The organism is Rhodopirellula sp. SH410 (genome assembly GCF_055811895.1).
In genome coordinates, this window is record NZ_CM147949.1 from 4700951 (window position 1) to 4720000 (window position 19050).

A 19050-nucleotide genomic window follows, 5' to 3' on the forward strand; every position below is an offset into this window, starting at 1 on the left:
GTCGGATGATCCAGAAACACTGACGTAGGTATGCTCGCCAGACGGCGAAAACCACGTTCTGGCGAACGCAGCGATGCGGGTGATGCGTTCACGACACGTTGGCGAGTAGGTCTTTGATGCCCGTGGAGAGAATGGGGTCGACCGCTGGGGCACACCAGGCAACGCTGGCTGCGTAGCCACCTTGGGGAAAGCCGTCCGCTGTTGGGATGTACCATGGGCCACCATCCCCGTATGCCGCGCAGGCGACAAACCGGTTGGGAGCATGAGCCTGCGACCGAAGTTGGTATTCGACGAAACACTCCGAAGGCAGATGGAGCAACGAAACATCGTTGATGTGCAGCCCACTGAGGGTGATGGGGATCTTCTTTTTGATCCGCCGCGACCAGGCGACGGCATAGGAGGGCCGATTGCGATTGACGACGCTTTGTCCCGAATCCGAAATCTGCGTCATCAGTTTGTCTTCATCGATCGCTGGATTCACCGGCGGCAGGATGTCCTGGGTCACCCAGTTCACGGAGTCAATTTCGCGCGGCACTAAAGTTTTTGCTGACTCCCGCATCCCCGCCAAGATGCGATTCATCAGGATGGGCCTCATTTCCTTCGAACCATCGTTGTACTTCCCGGCACCGATATTGCCGCCGCAGCCATTGAAATACAGGTGCGTGCAATCCGGTTCATCGATTTGCATCTGTTTTCGGGCGAGACCGCAAAAGTCCGAACTGACTCGGCCGTCGCCGTAGTAGCTCATCGGATGACAAGCGTAATAGTAGCTGGCGGCGACTTTTTGATCGCCGTTATAAAACGCCACCTGTTTAAGCATCGGGTCGATCAGCCCCTCGGGGAACTGCTGGTGCGCCGCCAGCCGGGAGCTGCTGCCACGTTGCGATTGGACTTTTCCGTCCAGACCAATCAGCCTGCGGTTGCCGGCAACCTTTTCCACAGCTGCTTGCCCGGAAGCGATGTGGGTAATAGGAACGGTTGCCTGCATCGCGGTTTCGACAGCGTGCCCCGCCGCGGCAAGGCAGCGGTCGTAGAATGCTCGGTCCACGGTGAGTGGCAAGTCACCTTGTGCAGCGAGAATTTCGTTGGCATCCAAACAGGCAAACGGTGCGTTATGTTGGTGGACGCAGTGGACGGTGACTCGATCGATCGTCGTGCCGGCGGCATCCGCCAAGGCTTGTCGCCAATTTCGATGGGCCGAATTCAGCAAGCCTGTCCAATCGACAACACAGACCACGATTGGTTTCCCACACCCCAGCAACACGTACCCGATCGCCTCCAACGGGTCATCGACGGCTGCGACCGGTTTGATCCATCCTCCGCAAAGGGGATGCCCCACGGGCGGAGTAACGTCGAACCGAAAGGCGCCTAGCTGCAGACCATTCTCCGTGGGCGAGGGTTGGTCTGCAGCCGCCCCGACGCGGGCGGCGACGGATCCGGCTGCGGCGGCGGCGAGCATGGTTCTGCGGCTGAAAGCACCGCTAGGGGAAGTCATCATGGTGTTACTCCGGTGAGGATGCGAGAAAGGTAGGAAGCGAGGTCGGTCGATACAGGATGCTCTGCCCGACGGGCAACCAAATCCGATTGGCCCGGCAAGGCATCGAGCGGAAAAGACGGTCAGAGTTGGTGGTCGCACGCTCGGCGGTCGAAAACCCCGACGTCGCGAGCGTTCGACCACTGATCGGCCGATCAATCCCAATGGGAATGGCCGAATCGGCCTGGTCTGAGGTGAAATGGAGGTGGGTGCGGAGGGGGGAGGGGAAGGCTGTCTCAGTGTTGACGTTCTTGGTGCAGAAATCGATTGTAGGGCAGATCGTTGCCAACCGGCCCCTTTCGCTCTGATAGAATCAGTGGCTTCTTAAAGTCTATCCTTGTTGGGGGCCCTGCCGATGAACTGCGTTCTGCTGATCCGATGGTTACCGATTCAGAAATTCTCGTTTTTGGTTGTCGTTCTGTCGTTCATAGCTGCCTGGGAAGGAACCGCTGTCGCGAAGGAAACCCGTGTTGCGGCTTCGAGTAGCGAACAATTGGCAGAATCGATTCGGCCTCTGATGTCCATTCTGTCGGGAAAATCTCAGCAGTTCGCGGTATCCGCACAGCTTGATGTCCAAATCGATGATCAAATTCAACGCGTCGATGCTCGATTGATTCGCTTTGACAGTGAATCCTTCGACATCCAACTTACGCATTCGGATTACAGTTTGCAAATTCGTCGCCGCAAGAACGGGACGGCGTTCGCACTTCCGCACCATAACGTTGTCTTTGCAGGGACAGGAGCGATCACGGGCGAGGACCAGTTAGCACCTGAGGGGATGGCGGCCAGGCTGATTGGCCCCGGGTCGGTGGCCGCTGTGTATGCGCCCATCATCTTAGGGGGCGACCCGGCGGTGGTTTCTCAAGTATTGACCAGCTTCATTCAGCCGGACTTCGACCAGGAACAGCGTCGCTGGCAATTTTCAGACGATTTCTCGCTGCAGTTTTCCGATGGCAACCGGAACATCGCGGTCGAGGTGGATGATCAACATTCAGCAATCGTGAAAATTGAAACGGAGATCCCTGCCATGGCAGATGCCTTTGATTGGCCGGGATACGAAACGGTCTTGATCGAGCGCAAAGAGATTGAACAAACCGTCGCGAGAGGTGTCCGCCGAGCGATGGAGATTCTGCTTCCTTCGCGTCAGCTGATTGACCCGCCGCAACGCGACCGCAAGGTAGCCCACGGAGAGCTGCGTTGGCGGGAGGGGCAGCGAGTGGTTCTGCTGCATGGGACGCCGCAGCAAGTGGGGCATGCCCATGGAGCTCTGTTGGCCGACGAGGCTCAGCGTTGTATCGATTCGGTTCTCTACACGTTTGGAATGGTGAACACGATTCGCACCGGCACTTGGTTCCGCCACGATCTCGACAAGGCCTACGACAGGCTCGCCCCCTTCATCCCGAACGATCATCAAACCGAAACCCTTGCGTTTGCGGACGCGATGGAATTGGACCCACAAACCGCACAAGCGATCAACGTCTTCCCGGAACTCTTCCATTGCAGTGGATTTGCTCTCTTCGGCGACGCCACCACAGACGGAAAGCTACTGCATGGTCGAGTTCTCGATTACATGACGACCATCGGTCTACAAGATTCCGCGACGACGTTTATTATCTCCATCGACGGCAAACACAGCTTTGCGAATATTGGCTATGCAGGGTTCATGGGTAGTGTTAGCGGGATGAATGACCAATCCATATCGCTGGGTGAAATGGGCGGTCATGGCGAGGGCCAATGGGATGGTGTTCCGATGGCGACATTGATGCGGCGTGCCCTGGAAGAATGCAGCACGCTGCAGGAAGTGCAGGAACTTTGGACGTCCAGCCCGCGGACGTGTGAGTATTACTATGTCTTTGCCGACGGGAAGACCAACGAGGCCGTGGGCGTGATGGCAACTCCTGAAACATTGCTGTTCATCCATCCCGGTGAATCGCACGAACGACTCGGCGAAGGCATCGAGGACGCGATTGTACTCTCGGCGGGCGGGCGGTTAGAAACGTTGCGTCAGCGTATCGAGGAGAATTACGGGGAGGTGGATGTGGAGGTCGCGAAGTGGCTGATGAGCCGACCGGTGGCGATGTCCTCGAATCTGCATAATGTCCTCTTCGTTCCCCAAGACCTCGTCTTTTATGTCGCCAACGCCAGCCATTCTCAGCCCGCGGCGAACCGACCCTACGTCAAAATGGATCTTCACGCACTGCTGAAGACGATGCCCGCCCCAGACGTTGCGGAGTAGAGATTTTGGGAGGCAGCCGTTCGGAACGATTCTCGTAGTATGGAGTTCGATGTGATGCGTGTTCTACTCTGTTTGATTTGCCTGGTTGTCGCGACCCCGCTGTGCTCAACTCGGGCAGCGGATCGATTGGCATTGGACGGCGCCGATTTTTCGGCCGAGGATTCGCTGAACGTGCTTCCCGATGCGTCCGCTGATGCGAGCGCCTGCCTCGCTGGAATCGCCTGGCCACCGGCCAAGTTTGTCGTCCAGACGGCGCCACCGGTTTCCTGGATGGCGGATGCATTGATCTCGTTTCCATCACCGGTTCCCAGCGGGGACCCGCAAAACGATCGCGTGACGATGGAATGGCATGCTGCACGCAATAAAGAAGGGCAAATTGCAACCCGGCCAGCGGTGGTGGTGGTTCATGAATCCGGTTCAAAGATGGCCGTAGGACGCTTGTTTGCCTGGGGGTTTCAAGCGAGTGGTGTGCATGCGTTTCTGATTCACCTGCCGTATTACGGCGAACGCTTGGGGACCGATCGCAAGCATGACCGAGTCGAATCGCTGGATTCGATGATCCAGGCCGTCGCCGACGTTCGCAGGGCGCGGGATGCGATTGCCGCGCTGCCCTTTGTCGATGGGGAACATGTGTCCGTTCAGGGGACGAGCTTGGGTGGGTTTGTCGCGACAACGAGCGCGAGCCTCGACAGCGGCACAGCGGGTTCCGGCTACGAAAATGTCTTCGTGTTGTTGGCGGGCGGAAACCTGATCGATGTGATCCGATCCGGAAAACGCGACGCTGCGAAGTTCCGAGAACGCTTGCTGGAGGCGGGGCTCACCATGGACCAGATCCAGGAACGCTTCGATGCGGTGGAGCCGATGCGGATCGCTCACCGTTTGGATCCGAAGCGGACATGGCTTTTTACCGCAAACCAAGATCAGGTAGTCCCGTTGAAAAATGCCCTCGCCTTGGCTGCGTGTATCGAGGTGGAACCGACGCACCATATTCGCTTTGAGGCCGACCATTACTCCGGCATCTATTTTGTCCCCATGGTGCTGAGCGATATGGTACGCGCCATTGAGGCATCGGCAGCTTCGGCTCCCGAATCGAAACCCGAATCGAAATCGCCCGAATCGGAATCGCCCGATTCTTGATCGACGATGGGCGGATGATCAACGACGAGATTGCCGGCGTGCTCTTGCGGGGCCGGGAGAATCATCGCATGCCTGGTACCGAGTCAGTGTGCTTGGCACTGAGTCACCTGGCACCGAGTCAAAATCGCTAACGTCATCACGCGAGATTCCCACGGGTGGCGATGCTCGCTGCCCAGCGGGTCGAGCCCGACAACCGGCACACGCTACCTGCCGGTGCTACCAAGCCGGCCTCACACTGGCCTGGCAACATTGGCCTGGCAACACTGGTCTGGCAACATTGGCCTGGCAAATCCATCGCCGCATCGACGATTGAATCCGCACGATCACTGACCGGTGGGAGAACGAATCAGGGGCTGCCGATTACAGCAACTCACTAACCCAGTCGAGTTCGTGAGCGATGTCAACGGCGAGGTTGCCCGACCGCATGTCTTCGGGCAGGACCGACCACGCGTACGTTTCGACCTCCAGGTGCCCGGTGAACTCGAGGGTGGGCTTGTTCCGGGAGGATCCCTTTGCCGAGGGTGACGAAAGTTGCTCGACCGCATCGAGGGTCTCGGCAATTTGGTCTTGGGTGGTTTGCAGGTGCCCGAATTTCTCCATAAAGATCGGCACGTGGAAATGGATCACCCAGCGTTGATCGGTGACAGGAGTCTGCGTCATTTGAGCGAGCAGTTCGGGTAGATCTTCGGCCAATTCGAAGCTGCCGTCCGCTCGCAACCGACCGGTCTGGTGGAGGTATCGGTCTTCGGCGAACGATCGGAGCTGTTCCAACGTCGCGGCGTGGTCGGCGGGGTCGATCGATTGCCAGTCAGCGACAATCGCGCTGCTGATCTGAATCTTGCCGAGCACGATGCCCGCCTCAGCGTATCGCTGCAGCGTCTGGCGTTGGTCTTCCATCATCACGGCGGAGTGGCAAACGTCGTGACAGACGCCGATGTACCGCCGGTGAGTGGGATCGGGGAGCTGGGTCTCGAACCACTCCACGAGCTGCTCGGCTCGCTCGATCAGGCAGCCGGGTTCGGGTTCGATCGCGACAACGATTCGTTTTCCCGTCCGGTTCTCGAGCATCCGAAGATCCTCAGCCAAACGGCGGAAGTTAGTCCCAGCGTGATGCACCTCGTCTTCGCTGGCGTCTCGCAGACACGTTTCCTCGTCGCTGGATTCAAACTCGTCGACCTGCCGTGGCCAACCAATCGGTAGCGTGCTGATGGTGCCCATGGTCGTCTCTTCGGGCAGCAGTTCCGCGAGCACCTTGGCCAGGTCACGGGTGTACGCGACCCGCTCGTCGGTCCACCACGTCGGCAGATACACATCATGCTTAACGCGTTCTTTGTGGAAATCCTCGTAGGGGAATCCGTTGATCGTGTACGCCAGCAATTGATTTTTCTCGATTGCGTTGACGAGCGGTGGCATGCCGTGTCGGCGCAGGGTCGTGCAGGCGGATCGCGGCAACCAGAGCCCCACGCCGAGCCGGCCGTCAGCCTGTCGCAGACGGCCCACTTCCGCGGAGATGTCGTGGAGGGTATCGCAGATCTGCGTTACCTCCGTGCCCGCGTGAATATTGGTGCAGTAACCCAGAGTCCATTGGGAGCGTGGATCAGATGGCATGGAGCAAACTCTACCTTGTCGAAATGGTGGCCGTAGCGAATGGTGCAGAGAGTTCCGCTACGAGGACGTAGAGCGTAAACTGCGGAGGCCGGCTTGTCGCCCCGGCAACGTGCTTTCCCTTGCCAACGATTCTCAGCGATGATTCGGTTGCCGGGTGCCTTACGGCACTTGGTTCAGCGTTCGGTGCTTTGCGGCACGCCTGCTGTTGCCGGGTGCCCTCGGGCGCGCGGGCCAGCGTTTCCCTCCAACTACGAACACCTTCTCAGCATGTCACTCCTCACGGCAGAAATCATCGCGATCGGCGATGAAATGATCAGCGGCGCCCGGCTCGACACGAACACCGCATGGCTCAGTCGGCGGCTCGCTGAGCTCGGCGTCGAGGTACTCTTCCACAGCACCGTGGGCGACACCCTTGCTCACAACATCGACGTCTTTCGGATTGCGGTGCAACGCGCCGACCTCGTCGTCGCGACCGGGGGACTGGGGCCGACCCAAGACGATCTGACTCGCGACGCGATCGCTCAATCGCTCGGTGTTCCACTGCGCTTCGATCCGGAATCATTGGCACATATCGAAGCCATGTTCAGCCGCCGGGGTCGCGAGATGCCGGAGCGGAATCGCAGCCAAGCGACGTTTCCGGTGGGTGCCACGCCGATTTTCAATCCCCAGGGGACCGCGCCTGGGGTCGACATCGTGGCCACGAGAGCCGATGGCACCGGATCCCGCATATTTGCGTTACCGGGCGTGCCGGCGGAGATGAAAACGATGTTTGACGAGTCCGTCGCCCCTGCGATCTTGTCAGGCGGCGACGGGGATCAACAGATCCGACACAGCGTGATGAAATTTTTCGGTTTGGGCGAGAGCGACATGGAGGCTCGATTGGGCGATATGATCTCGCGGACTCGGCAACCACGTGTCGGCATTACCGTCAGTGCCGCGACGATCTCGTTGCGAATCAGCGCGATGGCCGCGAGCGTGGCAGAGTGCGAATCCATGATCGCGAGGACGCGTGACGAAATCATGCTGCGGGTGGGCGATCTGTACTTCGGCGATGGCGAGACCTTCGAGCAACAGCATGCGGTCGACGCCATTTTGCGAACGCGAGCTGAGCGACTCTGTGTGATTGAACTCGGCCACGCCGCACCGCTGGGGGATTGGTTTGCTGCCATCGGCGATTCTCCGGTGCTTGCCGGTGGGTTGTCGCTGGTGGGACTCGAGGAGCTGCGTCGTTTCGCGGGTGCTAACGCTGCCCATGCCCCGCTACAGGAATGCGTCGAAATCATCCGACAGCGTTTTTCAGCGGAGTGGTTGTTGCTGGTCGACGCCTACCCCGACCAAAACCTGCTCGAAAATAACGTGATGCCCGAGGCGACCATCACGTACTCGGTGAGTCATCCCGACGGTCAGTGGACTTCGACGACCCAAACCATCGGCGGGCACCCGAGCATCGTGCATCCGCGAATCGCGAAGGCGGGCCTGCGGTATCTGCGTCACTGCCTGTGAGAGTCACCAGGTCAGTTGGTCCCAGCGTCTTTCGAGTTCACGCGATCGCACGCGATTCCATGCAACCGGTGGCGGGCACGAGAACGTCATCGGCTCGCGCCGCGTTGGATGTTCGATCGTCAACTGCATGCTGTGCAGAGCAATCCCATGGGGCCACTCGGTTTGACTGCCATACTTGCGATCGCCGAGAATCGGCCAGCCCCTGGCGGCCAACTGCACGCGGATTTGATGTTTGCGTCCTGTCAGCGGAGCGACCGCCAAGACACTGCTGTGATCACTCGTGATCAGCGTTTGATAAACCAAGGATGCGGGTTTGGCATCGGCCCGCGGATTATTCGCCGCGCGCATGCGGTGGGCGGCGTCGTCTTTGTAGAGCAGGTCATCGAGCCGAGCGTTGGCGGGCAGGGGTGCCGCACGGTTCGGCTCCGCCCTGACGACGGCGAGGTAGGTTTTGCGGATCGCCAGCGGGCTGGAGTCGTCCCCTGCGGCCGCACGGGCGGCATCAGCATTGAGCCGCTGGGCATGATCGGCGAACTGCGTGTTCAAGCGCGCCGCCGCTTTGCTGGTCCGGGCCAGCACAATCACGCCGGAGACGAGGGAATCCAGGCGGCTGACGATACCGACGTAGACGCCGTGCGGCTTCCGATATTTTTGCTTGAGGTACGCCCCCGCGAGACTGTGCAGGGTCGTACGATCGCCGTCGCCCATCGTCGCCAGTCCAGCTGGTTTATTGACGACGAGCAGATGATTGTCTTCGTAGAGTACATCGAGCTTCACTTTTTTTCCCTACGTGACGTGAGGTTTGAATTAGAATAGTGTGCTGTCTCCGACTTCTGTTCCGCCCCACTCTTCCACTTTGCCCCCCATGATCCTCTTCATCTGCTGGGTTGTTTTCATACTTGTTCTGATCATTTCGGTCACCGTCGCGGCTGTCCTGGACAAGCGAGGACAGGAATCGCCTGCCGTCGTGGAAGAGCCGATCGACAGCAGTTATGAGGACAGTGAGGTATCCGAGGACGGCGAGGCGGTGGAAGAGTTTGAAGCCGTCGAAGAATTCTCCGAGTTTCCTGCCGAAGGCGGGGAGCCCGCGGACGATTTCGCCGCGTTTGACGAAGAATTCAAATAGCGATTCGGATCACTCACGCGTCCGAATCGTCGCCCCGCCAGGAGGGGCGTTTGCGGCGTGCTCGAGGGTGGTGAAACACGATCTCGTACGGGGAATCGCTGGCCTTGAGCTTCCGGCCGGCCGGTCGATGGGTGGGCCGCACGACCTTGGCCCGCAGTTTTTTCGTCAATTCATAATGATCGTCGTCGAGTTCAAACTCAACGTACATCTCATTTTGAGCCACGATGCGGGGATCAGACTCCCAGGCCATCTTGTGAAAAAAGACATCCTCGCGGAAATCTTCGGCACGAATGAACCCGAATTCACCGTCGTCGCGAATGTACTTGATCTCGCCCAGACGCTTGATTTGAATCCGAAACGGCTTTTTTTTGACTTCGTCATCGTCGTCACGTGAGCGACCTTTCGATGAAAAGCCAGATAATGGGCGATCAGACACAGGTGAATTTACTGAATTGATGGAAAAAAAAGATCACAATGCCAATGGCGTTAGCAGAGTGCAGTAGCCCCGGATCTTAGTTGAGCAGGTGGGAGTCGGCAACGTGCGTGACCCCCGCCCATCGCGAGACGCTGCCTGCCGTCGCCGAACGAATCAATTTCGGCCATAACCATTCATCGGCGGTGGAGAGAATCTCGTTGGTAGCGCGAACGCGGTGCCACACACCACCCTCGATCTCGCTGGTCAGTTGCTCCTGCGTCCATCCGAGGTGCCCGACGATCAAACGGTACGGTACGGGTTGCTCGGCCTGCAGCAGTGCTTCGAGATGATCGCGCTGGGCGGCGACGAAAATCCCCTCGCCCGCCTCAGCCTCGGCAAGATGCGGCGCACCATGCACGGCGACGACCGGACCGGAGAGCGGACCCCCGAAATACAACGATTTGCCCAACAGAAACTTACCCGCATCGGGATCGTCCGAGGGCCCCACGAAGGCGATGGTGTGCGGGTTGGCCGGATTTTGCTCGTCCACCTCGTCAGCGACCTCAAGATCCTCACTGGCGTGTGGCACATCGGCTGTCTCCAGCGACTCGAGATCGACCAGCGGTGACAATCGGTGCGATATTGATTTCGGAGCAACGTGGGGCGAGCCGGTCGCGTTGTTCGTTGATGGATCCCGGAACATCTGCATGGGCCGATTCAACATCACGCCGACGGCGCTGTTCTCGTCTTCATAGACGAGCAAGCACACGCCACGATTCAAAACGGTACCATCGACTTCCGTCGTTGCCACCAATAAGTCGCCCACTTGAGAATTTCGCACGATAGAACCTCACTCAGAAAAGAAAAACGCTTCCCGCCCGATGGGTGCTACTTAAATGAACAAACACCCCATTTCACGGACCTTTTAGCCCTTTTGGCGATAGCCACAGTGGTCCGTTGCACGGGCGTGAAAAACCGGGGGGCACCGCCCACACGGCTAATCAAAATAGAACCGTCCAGGTAGAGTCACCTTGGCAGCCACCTAAGAAGCGATTCCTATAGAAGGCAAGTGGCGCGCCAAAGAGCTCGCTTTCCTCGAAAACCTCTCCAGGAAAACCATCTTGGGGGTTACTTTCGCACTGTTTCCCATGCAAAACACATGAATTCATTTGCCAAAAACGATTCTCCGGCCAAACGCGTCCACCAGATGCGGCAAGATTACACGCTCGGCGGGCTCCGTAAGCAGGACGTCACCCCCGACCCCTTGGTTCAGTTCGAGCTGTGGTTTGGCCAGGCGACTGGGCGAAACCCCAGCGATTCGGCCACCGCGGACGATTGCGTAGCCAAACCATCCGGGCTGCCTGATTGGATGGAACCCAACGCGATGACGCTTTCAACGGCGAGTCCTGCGGGCGAGGTGACCAGCCGCACGGTGCTGTTGAAGGGAATTACGGACAGCCATTTCATTTTCTACACGAGTTACGAATCCACCAAGGGCCGTCAGATCGCCGCGAACCCTCAGGTGAGCTTGTGTTTCTTTTGGCCGCACCTGCAGCGTCAGGTGTTGGTCATGGGCCGAGCCGAGCGCACGGACCGGGAATCCTCAGCCGTCTACTTTCACTCGCGTCCGCGCGATAGCCAGCTCGGGGCGCACGCAAGCACCCAGTCGTCGACGATTGAGTCTCGCGAGGTGCTCGAGACGCGGATGGAGGAACTTGCCCAGCAGTATCCGGCGGGCTCAACCGTGCCGCTGCCCGAGAATTGGGGCGGGTACGCTGTCACGCCGCACCGGATCGAGTTTTGGCAAGGACGCAGCAACCGGTTGCACGATCGCATCGCGTACACCCGACCGCTCGACCAGCCGCCGGAAACTCCCTGGCAAATCGCGCGGCTGTCCCCATAGATGGCCCTCCTCTTAGATGCCCGACCGCTCGCACCGCCCGAGCTGATTCCGGTGGTGTTCGTGCTTTCGTCGACACTTGCCGCGAAAGCATCCGCTATCGAACCCACACCGGATGCTCCCTGAGCACCTCAACGACCTCACGCACCAAGTCGTCGATGGGACGCTCCGTTTCCTCCTCACCTTGATGCGTTGCGATGAAACGCAGCTCGCCCATCGAGCGGAACCAGGTCTCCTGGCGGCGGGCGAGTCGGCGGGTGTGAAAGAGCACCTGTTCGGCAACGCGTGACCAATCCGGTGGAACGTCTGGGTTGGCACTCCACGCCTGGAACTCTTCGCTTTCCAGCACCTCGCGGTAGCCGACCGCGGTACGAGCCGTTTTCGAGAGCGTAGGATAGACCTCGGTGAGTGCCCGAATTTCATCGACCAACCCGCCCGCAAACATTTGCTCCACGCGGCTCGCAATTCTCCGGTGCAACACGCTGCGTGGTGTTTGGAGAGCGAACACGAGGCCTGCCTGGGGTGTCTGTTCGATCTCAAATTGGTGCTGGCGATGGCTAATCGGCGTGCCTGTTTGGCGAGCGAATTCGAGTGCGCGGATCATTCGCCGCACGTCGTGGGGCTCAATTCTCGCGGCCGACAACGGATCCACTTGTCTGAGCCGTTGGTGCAAGGCGGTCGCTCCGAACTGCTCGACATCTCGCATCACCGCATCGCGAAACGCCTCATCGGCAGGCGGACCGGGATCGAACCCGCGTAGGATCGCCTTGAGATACATGGGGGTGCCCCCGACAAACATCGGTCGATTCCCACGCTCATGAATTTGATCGACCAGGGCATGGGCGGCGGTCAAGTATTCGGCGACGCTGGTTTCCTGATCTGGCTCGACCACGTCAATCATGTGATGAACAACGCAGCGTTGCTCGGCCGGCGACGGTTTAGCCGTGCCAATGTCCATCCGCTGATAGACAGCGATGGAATCGAGCGAGATGATTTCGATCTGGGGTTGGGCGGACGCCTTCGCCGAGGCCGTTGCAACCGGCACATCCCGCATCGCATTAGCAACCCGCACCGCGAGCGATGTTTTTCCCGAGGCTGTGGGCCCGGTCAATACGAGTGCGCGATCGAATAGAGGCGGAAAACACGCGATTTCGGCCATCGGAGTCGACGGCTTGGGCGTCATGGAAGCCAAATAATAAGTCCAGTTCAGGTATCGCTCATGTGCTAGAATGGAGCTCTCGTTTGAGCAGGAGGACTCTCAGTGTTGTGCAGCGACCACGTTTAGGAAAGGGGATTTGCATGGGCATGACTTATTTTCGTCGCTACCGAATGGAACTGGACCTGCGTGAATTCCGCGGCGACTGGGACCAGGAATCCCTTGCTTCGGCAGGGTATCAATTCGTGGGCTTCGACGAGGGATTGATTCGTGATCACGCCCAAGCCAAGTATCAGAGTTTTCGCAGTGAGATCGACGCGGATGTCTTCCCGTGCCTGGGTCGGCGCGACGGATGTTTACGTTTGATGCGTGAGATCACCTCCCGGGCAACGTTTGTTCCCGGTTCGACATGGTTGCTGAGGTATCACGATCGCCCGGGCGGCCGTGGCATGCCGGTCGGCACCATTCAGGGACTGGAGTCGGACGGATGGGGTGTGATTCAAAACATTGGCGTGATCCGTGAACACCGCGGCCGCGGCTTGGGACGGTTGCTCATCAACCGGGCGGCAACGGGATTCCAAGCGGCGGGAATCGAAAAGATGCACTTAGAGGTAACAACCGCCAATACGGTTGCCATCGGTCTCTACGAAAAAATCGGGTTTCGCCGGGCCCAGGTCGTCTACAAGGCCTGTGAAGTGGTGGGGTAGCGGTCGCAGGGCAGTTCGCCCCCCGTCCATTCACCCCGTCCATTCACCCCGTCCATTCACCCCGTCGGATCAAACGTAACGACCGTCGCCAGAGCGTGGGCATTCACGCGTCTGGCAAAGGTAGCGACTGACTGACACGTTGCGTTTTCAACAATAGTTTCTAAGTTATTGGGCTAATCGACGTCGAATCCCCGCTCCGCACTCGCGAGACCTCATCGCCATGAAACGGCACGCCCTCCCCACCTTACTGCTCCTGATCGTCCCCACCCTCCTGATGACGGCAGGGTGTCGCCGCGAGACAGCGTCCACCGCGCCCGAAACGAGCGTCAAGTCGATTGCCCCCAGCTCGCCAGCGGCTCCCCAGTTAGAACCAGACTCGCCCGATGCGATCGCTGCGATCGAGGCTGCAGGGTTCTCGGTCGGCAAAAACAGCGAGGGAGTTGTTGTCGAAGTCAGTGGCGGAAACGACAAAGTCCATGAGGTGTTGGCTCAACTCGGCGGCGTGCCCAACGTGCAGACGATCGCATTGATCGGGCCGACCGTCGACGACGAGGGGATCGAGAATCTCGCGAAATTGACCAAGCTGCAGCGGCTCGATCTGACCGGCGCCGCGATCAGTGACAAATCACTCGAAACGGTCGGCAAGTTAACAAACCTGATCGCGCTCCAACTCCGTCGTACCGCAGTCACCAACGAGGGACTCGGTAACCTGACCGAGCTGAAAAAATTGCGTGCGATCGACCTGAGAAATACCAATATTGGTGACGCTGGCATGGAGCCGCTGACGAAGCTCGATGCCCTCGAAGACCTGCAATTGGAAAAATCGCAAGTCACCGATAAGGGACTGGTTCAACTGGGACCACTGAAATTGAAATCAATCAATTTCAACTACTGCACCACGATTAGTAATGACACGATGGAGGTACTGGGCAAGATGCCCTCGCTCGAATCTCTGCAGGGTGATTATTCCAAGGTCGACGACCAGGGCCTGGAAATGATCAAGGGACTAAAGAATCTCAAGCGTCTGCGGTTGCGGGGCTGTGACGTCACGGGTGCGGGACTCGAACACATCAAATCGAATCCAAAACTATCGCGAGTGGAACTGCGAGATTCCTCATTGGATCGGCAGGGGCTCGAAATTTTGTCGGCGATGCCATCGATCACATTCCTCGACATGAGCGAGTGTCGTCTGGCCCAACCTGAAGACATCGCCTTGGTGGGCAAACTCAAGGGACTGACTTACCTCGGCCTGTGGGAAACCAACACCGATGATGAATCGATTGCCGCGATGGGTGACCTGACTCAACTGAAAGAGCTCAATCTGAAATCGGCTGCCGTGGGCGACGAGTCGCTGCCGACGTTGAAGAAACTGGTGAGCCTCGAGCGGCTCAACGTCGCCGGCACCCAGTTTACCGACGAAGGTTTTCTGGAACTCGGAAAGCTGCCGAAACTGAAATACCTCAACGTCGCCAACACGAGCATTGGGTACGACACGATCGACACGTTGACCGAGACGCACGATGGACTCGAAGTCGTTGACTTTGAGAACTAGTAAATCGGTTCGGTAGCCGCGTTCGCCAGAACGTGGATCTCAGTTTCGTAGCCACGTTCGCCAGAACGTGGAATGTGTTCGCCAGCGGCCGAACGGTCCGCGGTCGGGAGTATCGACCGCGAACGTTCGACGATCCGTTCAAGTAGAATCCATCGGCAGGCGATGGAGGCGACAGTTGACCGTCGCGCGACTTCAAGTTTTCCGCAAGAGTTGTCCACAGCATGAATACAAAATCGCGTCGGCCAGATGAGCACGATTTGTCCCTGCCGGGGCACTGGGCCATTGTGGACCGGGTGGCGGGCGACTGCATTTTAAAAGTGCTCGCCGACCAGCTCTACTGGATGTGTGACCTCGGCAGTTCGTTGTCAGCAGAGCTCGTCGACCGTGTCCACGCACCCTATGGGTGGACGGTTCGGCAAGTTGTCGAACACTGCGTTGACGCGGAACGGATATACGGTGATCGGATGCTGAGAATCGCGGCGGGCGATCCCACGGACCTGCCTGCGTGGGACGAGAACGCGTACGCGGACGCGAGATTCGGGCTGGGCAATCTCAGCCACCTGATCAGCGAATTGGGGAACCTCAGGCAAGCCAATTTGATGCTCCTCGGCCGGATCATCCCCGGAGCTTGGGATCGGGTGGGCCATGTTGATTCGCATGCCATCACCCCCCGTGGGATCGCGTGGCTGGCCGCCGCTCACCTGCAGCACCATTTCGAGATCATCGAAAAACGGTGTGAGATTTCCCCGCAGCGTTCACCGATGTGACCCCTGTGATTTCCCGTCCGATGATCGGCGTTCTCCATGTCCGACGCTCGACCCGTCAAACCGCCTAGCACGACCGCCGCAACGATGCGTCGCCGGGTCGTTCAGCGCCCCGAGGATGCGGGTGTGCGGCAACAGATGTACGACGTCATCTTCGAAGCGGATACGCCCGCCGGTCGAGTATTCGATATCGGGCTGCTGATCGCGATCATTGCGAGCGTCGTGTTGGTTTCGATCGAGACTCTGCCGCAATATTCAGGTATCGACACCACCGTTTTCCATGGTGATCTGGACACGCTTGATGAAACGTCCCCCCTCAAGCACATTCCGCTGTGGTTGACCGCGGGTGAATGGCTATTAACCATTCTGTTCACCGTCGAATACATTGCGAGATTGGCTTGCGTGCGGCATCCCATGCGATATGCCAAGAGTTTCTGGGGCATCGTTGATTTACTCAGTATCCTGCCGAGCTACCTCGTGTTTTTCGTTGGGCACTCGGCGAAATCATTTGCGATTCTCCGAAGCGTCCGCTTGTTACGTGTGTTTCGAGTTTTGAAGCTATGGCGAATGATGAGCCAGGCCGACGAGCTCTCCAACGCGGTGTGGCGGAGTCGTGACAAAATCATAGTCTTCCTTTCGGTAGTACTGGTCGCGGTGACCATTAGTGGTGCCCTGATGTATCACATTGAAACCGTGCTGGTCAACGATCCATTCGATAGTGACTTCACCTCCATCCCACAATCGATGTACTGGGCAATCGTGACGATGACGACGGTCGGGTATGGCGACGTGGTGCCGCATACGACGATTGGTAAAATCATCTCGGCCGCCTTGATTCTACTGGGCTACAGTTTAATTATTGTGCCGACGGGATTCGTCAGTGCGGAGTTGTCGCAACACATGTCGGGGAATTCGATCGACCTGTGTCCCTGCCCCAATTGTGCCGTCGCGCGTCACCGCAGCGATGCCGACTATTGCTACCGCTGCGGAGCCCCTTTGGCACATCAGATCAAACCGCCAAATGACTAAGGAACGAGCAGAAAATCACTGTCCGAAATGGTGGCCGAACGCTCGGCAGTCGACCCTTCCGACCGCGGAGCGTTCGGCCACTTATTTTCCGCTCGTTCCTACGCACAACGGGTCAAGTCGAATCATTGCCCCTGATGTGCTTCGCGACAGCGAGACAATAACACGCATCGAATCAAAAGTAGCTACCGTCGCCAGACGGTGGGATCCACGTTCTGGCGAACGTAGCGACTCGGGTTATTCATTCGCGGGCGTGTCGCGAGCGAGCTGCCATCTCAACCTGTTATAACAATACTAGTCACCCTGAACCCTGAACCCAAAACCCTCTCTCCTATGCCAATTGCAGTGAAATGCGGCTGTGGCAAACAGCTCAATGTTCGTGATGAACTCGCCGGCAAGGCGATCAAATGCCCCGGGTGCGGTAGTGTCATCAAAGTAGCTGCCGGCGGCGGAACCACCAAACCACGCGCCGCGGCGACCCCACGTCCCGCCACTACCGCCGCACGACCCGCACCGGCGTCTCGACCCGCACCGGCGCCACGGCCCGCGGCGGAACCAGCGAGATCGGAACTCGATGATCTGTTCGCCGAAGAGGGGATGGATCGCGAGATGGGAGCGACCTGCCCCGCCTGTCGCAAGGAGCTGCCCCCCGGAGCGGTACTCTGTACTAAGTGCGGTTTCAGCTTGCAAACGGGGGAACGCTTTGATGGACACAAAGTGGCTGGCGTCGATATCGACAAGGGCACGATGGCGCTCGACAAAGCAGAGCGGGATATGAACGAAGCCAAACGGCTGCAGTTGGAGATGATTGGCAAATCGGGCATGCCCGCGTGGATGCTGGCCCTAATCTTGTTCATCCTGGGCTGTGCGGTGGGGATCGCTGTTTTGGCGGTCAATGCTTCGCGGCGTGAGGAGGCCGTGGCGTTCAAGCCCATGCAGATGTTCATGAACCTGGGCGGATCGGCCTTCCTGCTGGTCGCCCTCGGTGCCACCCTAAGCTTAATTTCCGTCGCGTTTCGCTCGGATACCAAGCAAGGCTTATTGTCGCTGACGATCCTTTATCTCTTTGTCTTTCCGTTCAAGCACGGCAAAGGCACGTGGAAGATTTTAGCCGTTGCGATGCTCTGCGGAGGGATCGCTGGCGCATTCTTTTTCGGTGCGTCCAGGATGTAGCCTACGTTGAAGAGATACCGCGACGGGCCGGCCTCAGCGGAGGCCCCCGGTGGCCCAAAGGCACCACGATCGATCACGCGGCCGCTCGGTTGGATCGCCTCCGGCATCTCAACGGCGCAGTGGTCATCGCTCCACGCCGCGCCTAACTCCCCGTCGTCGTCGACGACGCCATCGTGGTTATCGTCCCAGCCTGCCCAGCCTGGCTGACGATCACGGCCGGGCGTGATCCAGACGGGTCGATTTGGATCCCAGACGTCCACCCCACTCGGAACGATCTCGAGAGCGGAATGCCCGCCTAAGGAGACCGCATCGATGTTGGCAAACGATACCCGCCAGGGCTCCGGATGCGACGGCGTCGGGGCATTGCCGAGCTCTGCGCACTGAATTTCGACCTTTCCGCGGACTGCGTCCGCAAGGGCCGTCGTATCGGGCACTCCGGCTGCCAGCCACAGCCCGCGCCAGACTGCCAGGGATCCGACGACAGCCAACGCGATTCCATTCCAATTCATCGCCATCCTGCTCACTTGCCGTCGCGGAAACTGTCAAAATATTGTTGTGTTTGGTCGCGTTCGTCGCGCGGCAGTAATTGGTCGTCGAGCGGATCGCCCTCTTCGCTCATCGACGCGTCGATCACGCTCTTGATTGCCTCACGAGTGATGCCTTTCCGGTTGGGGCCATCGGCGAAGCCCGCGATCACGGCGCGCCCGCGTTTCACGTCCCCTTGGACCTTGGTGTCGTATGTATTGGTGTCGTCGTCCTCGTCGGCGTTCTTGCCGAACCCTGGCCCCAGTCCGTTTCCGGGGCGTTTATCCTGGCCCATGCCGCCACCGGCGTTCATGCACTGCTGGCACCCTTGTCCGTTGCAATTCTGGCAGTTCATCTGCCCTTTGGACTGGGCGAGATCATCGAGGGCGGACTGCAGATCCTCCAACTCGCTCATCGCGCTCTGCATATCGCCGAGTTCATCGCTCATCGCCTGCATCGCATCGGCGGCCGCCTTGGAATCGCCTTGCTCCATTGCTTCAGCAGCATTCTGCATCGCCTCAGCCATATTTTGCATTTGTTGCATTTGCGCATCAGCGGCTTGCGCGTTGTTAAGCTTTTCCTGGAGTTTGGCCGCATCGGCACTGCGACCTTCCCGCTTGGCTCGCTCGATCTGTTGCTGCAGTTGCTGTTTCTTCTGCTCGTGCTGTTGCACTGCGGCGTTCATTTG

The 19050-nt window shown here is 58.8% G+C and carries 17 protein-coding genes (1 of these 17 running past the window's edge); 10 read left to right on the forward strand and 7 right to left on the reverse strand.

The window, feature by feature from the left end; genetic code table 11:
* Positions 1-88: 88 nt before the first annotated feature.
* Positions 89-1498, reverse strand: a complete 1410-nt coding sequence (locus SH410x_RS17210; protein WP_473669240.1) for a hypothetical protein — start codon at positions 1496-1498, stop codon at positions 89-91.
* Positions 1499-1889: 391 nt separating this feature from the next.
* Here SH410x_RS17210 and SH410x_RS17215 point away from each other — a divergent pair, with 391 nt between their 5' ends.
* Positions 1890-3770, forward strand: a complete 1881-nt coding sequence (locus SH410x_RS17215) for a C45 family autoproteolytic acyltransferase/hydrolase (protein WP_473669242.1) — start codon at positions 1890-1892, stop codon at positions 3768-3770.
* A 54-nt stretch (positions 3771-3824) separates the two neighbouring features.
* On the forward strand, positions 3825-4907 hold the full coding sequence (locus SH410x_RS17220) for an alpha/beta hydrolase family protein (protein ID WP_473669244.1): 1083 nt from the start codon (positions 3825-3827) through the stop codon (positions 4905-4907).
* A gap of 360 nt (positions 4908-5267) precedes the next feature.
* Here SH410x_RS17220 and eboE read toward each other — a convergent pair whose 3' ends face one another.
* The gene (gene eboE, locus SH410x_RS17225; RefSeq protein WP_473669246.1) at positions 5268-6515 is read right to left on the reverse strand and encodes a metabolite traffic protein EboE; all 1248 of its coding nucleotides are present in this window, start codon (positions 6513-6515) and stop codon (positions 5268-5270) included.
* A gap of 267 nt (positions 6516-6782) precedes the next feature.
* Here eboE and SH410x_RS17230 point away from each other — a divergent pair, with 267 nt between their 5' ends.
* Entirely contained in the window at positions 6783-8018 is a 1236-nt protein-coding gene (locus SH410x_RS17230; RefSeq protein ID WP_473669248.1) for a competence/damage-inducible protein A, read from the forward strand.
* A 3-nt stretch (positions 8019-8021) separates the two neighbouring features.
* Here the strand turns inward: SH410x_RS17230 and SH410x_RS17235 are convergent, their stop codons facing one another.
* Positions 8022-8795 carry an RluA family pseudouridine synthase gene (locus SH410x_RS17235; RefSeq protein WP_473669250.1) on the reverse strand — a complete coding sequence of 258 codons (774 nt, stop codon included), beginning with the start codon at positions 8793-8795 and terminating at the stop codon, positions 8022-8024.
* 88 nt (positions 8796-8883) lie between these two features.
* Between SH410x_RS17235 and SH410x_RS17240 the strand changes: the two genes are divergently transcribed.
* Positions 8884-9144, forward strand: a complete 261-nt coding sequence (locus SH410x_RS17240; RefSeq protein ID WP_473669252.1) for a hypothetical protein — start codon at positions 8884-8886, stop codon at positions 9142-9144.
* 13 nt (positions 9145-9157) lie between these two features.
* On the opposite strand, the gene SH410x_RS17245 is transcribed toward SH410x_RS17240, so the two are convergent.
* Together SH410x_RS17245 and SH410x_RS17250 are read right to left on the reverse strand one after the other, a co-directional pair.
* Positions 9158-9580, reverse strand: coding sequence for a cold shock domain-containing protein (locus tag SH410x_RS17245; RefSeq protein ID WP_473669254.1), 423 nt, complete (start codon positions 9578-9580; stop codon positions 9158-9160).
* Positions 9581-9656: 76 nt separating this feature from the next.
* Positions 9657-10400 (reverse strand): YqgE/AlgH family protein, encoded by a 744-nt coding sequence (locus SH410x_RS17250; RefSeq protein WP_473669256.1) that lies wholly within the window; start codon positions 10398-10400, stop codon positions 9657-9659.
* A 318-nt stretch (positions 10401-10718) separates the two neighbouring features.
* Between SH410x_RS17250 and pdxH the strand changes: the two genes are divergently transcribed.
* Complete coding sequence (gene pdxH, locus SH410x_RS17255; RefSeq protein WP_473669258.1) at positions 10719-11462, forward strand: pyridoxamine 5'-phosphate oxidase; 744 nt, start codon at positions 10719-10721, stop codon at positions 11460-11462.
* A 94-nt stretch (positions 11463-11556) separates the two neighbouring features.
* Here pdxH and miaA read toward each other — a convergent pair whose 3' ends face one another.
* On the reverse strand, positions 11557-12642 hold the full coding sequence (gene miaA, locus SH410x_RS17260) for a tRNA (adenosine(37)-N6)-dimethylallyltransferase MiaA (protein ID WP_473669260.1): 1086 nt from the start codon (positions 12640-12642) through the stop codon (positions 11557-11559).
* Between the two features lie 116 nt (positions 12643-12758).
* Here miaA and SH410x_RS17265 point away from each other — a divergent pair, with 116 nt between their 5' ends.
* The 5 genes from SH410x_RS17265 to SH410x_RS17285 all read left to right on the forward strand — a co-directional run bounded on the left by SH410x_RS17265 (position 12759) and on the right by SH410x_RS17285 (position 17837).
* Complete coding sequence (locus tag SH410x_RS17265) at positions 12759-13322, forward strand: GNAT family N-acetyltransferase (RefSeq protein WP_473669262.1); 564 nt, start codon at positions 12759-12761, stop codon at positions 13320-13322.
* 220 nt (positions 13323-13542) lie between these two features.
* Positions 13543-14874 (forward strand): leucine-rich repeat domain-containing protein, encoded by a 1332-nt coding sequence (locus SH410x_RS17270; protein ID WP_473669264.1) that lies wholly within the window; start codon positions 13543-13545, stop codon positions 14872-14874.
* A 221-nt stretch (positions 14875-15095) separates the two neighbouring features.
* Complete coding sequence (locus tag SH410x_RS17275; protein ID WP_473669266.1) at positions 15096-15641, forward strand: DinB family protein; 546 nt, start codon at positions 15096-15098, stop codon at positions 15639-15641.
* 36 nt (positions 15642-15677) lie between these two features.
* A complete protein-coding gene (locus tag SH410x_RS17280; RefSeq protein ID WP_473669268.1) occupies positions 15678-16667 on the forward strand; it encodes an ion transporter in 990 nt (329 codons plus the stop codon).
* A gap of 330 nt (positions 16668-16997) precedes the next feature.
* The gene (locus tag SH410x_RS17285; protein ID WP_473669270.1) at positions 16998-17837 is read left to right on the forward strand and encodes a hypothetical protein; all 840 of its coding nucleotides are present in this window, start codon (positions 16998-17000) and stop codon (positions 17835-17837) included.
* A gap of 520 nt (positions 17838-18357) precedes the next feature.
* On the opposite strand, the gene SH410x_RS17290 is transcribed toward SH410x_RS17285, so the two are convergent.
* Positions 18358-19050 carry the 3' portion of a hypothetical protein gene (locus SH410x_RS17290; RefSeq protein ID WP_473669272.1) on the reverse strand. 1026 nt of this gene lie beyond the right edge of the window, so only the last 693 of its 1719 coding nucleotides appear in the window; its start codon lies beyond the right edge, outside the window — the gene reads right to left on this strand; the stop codon is at positions 18358-18360.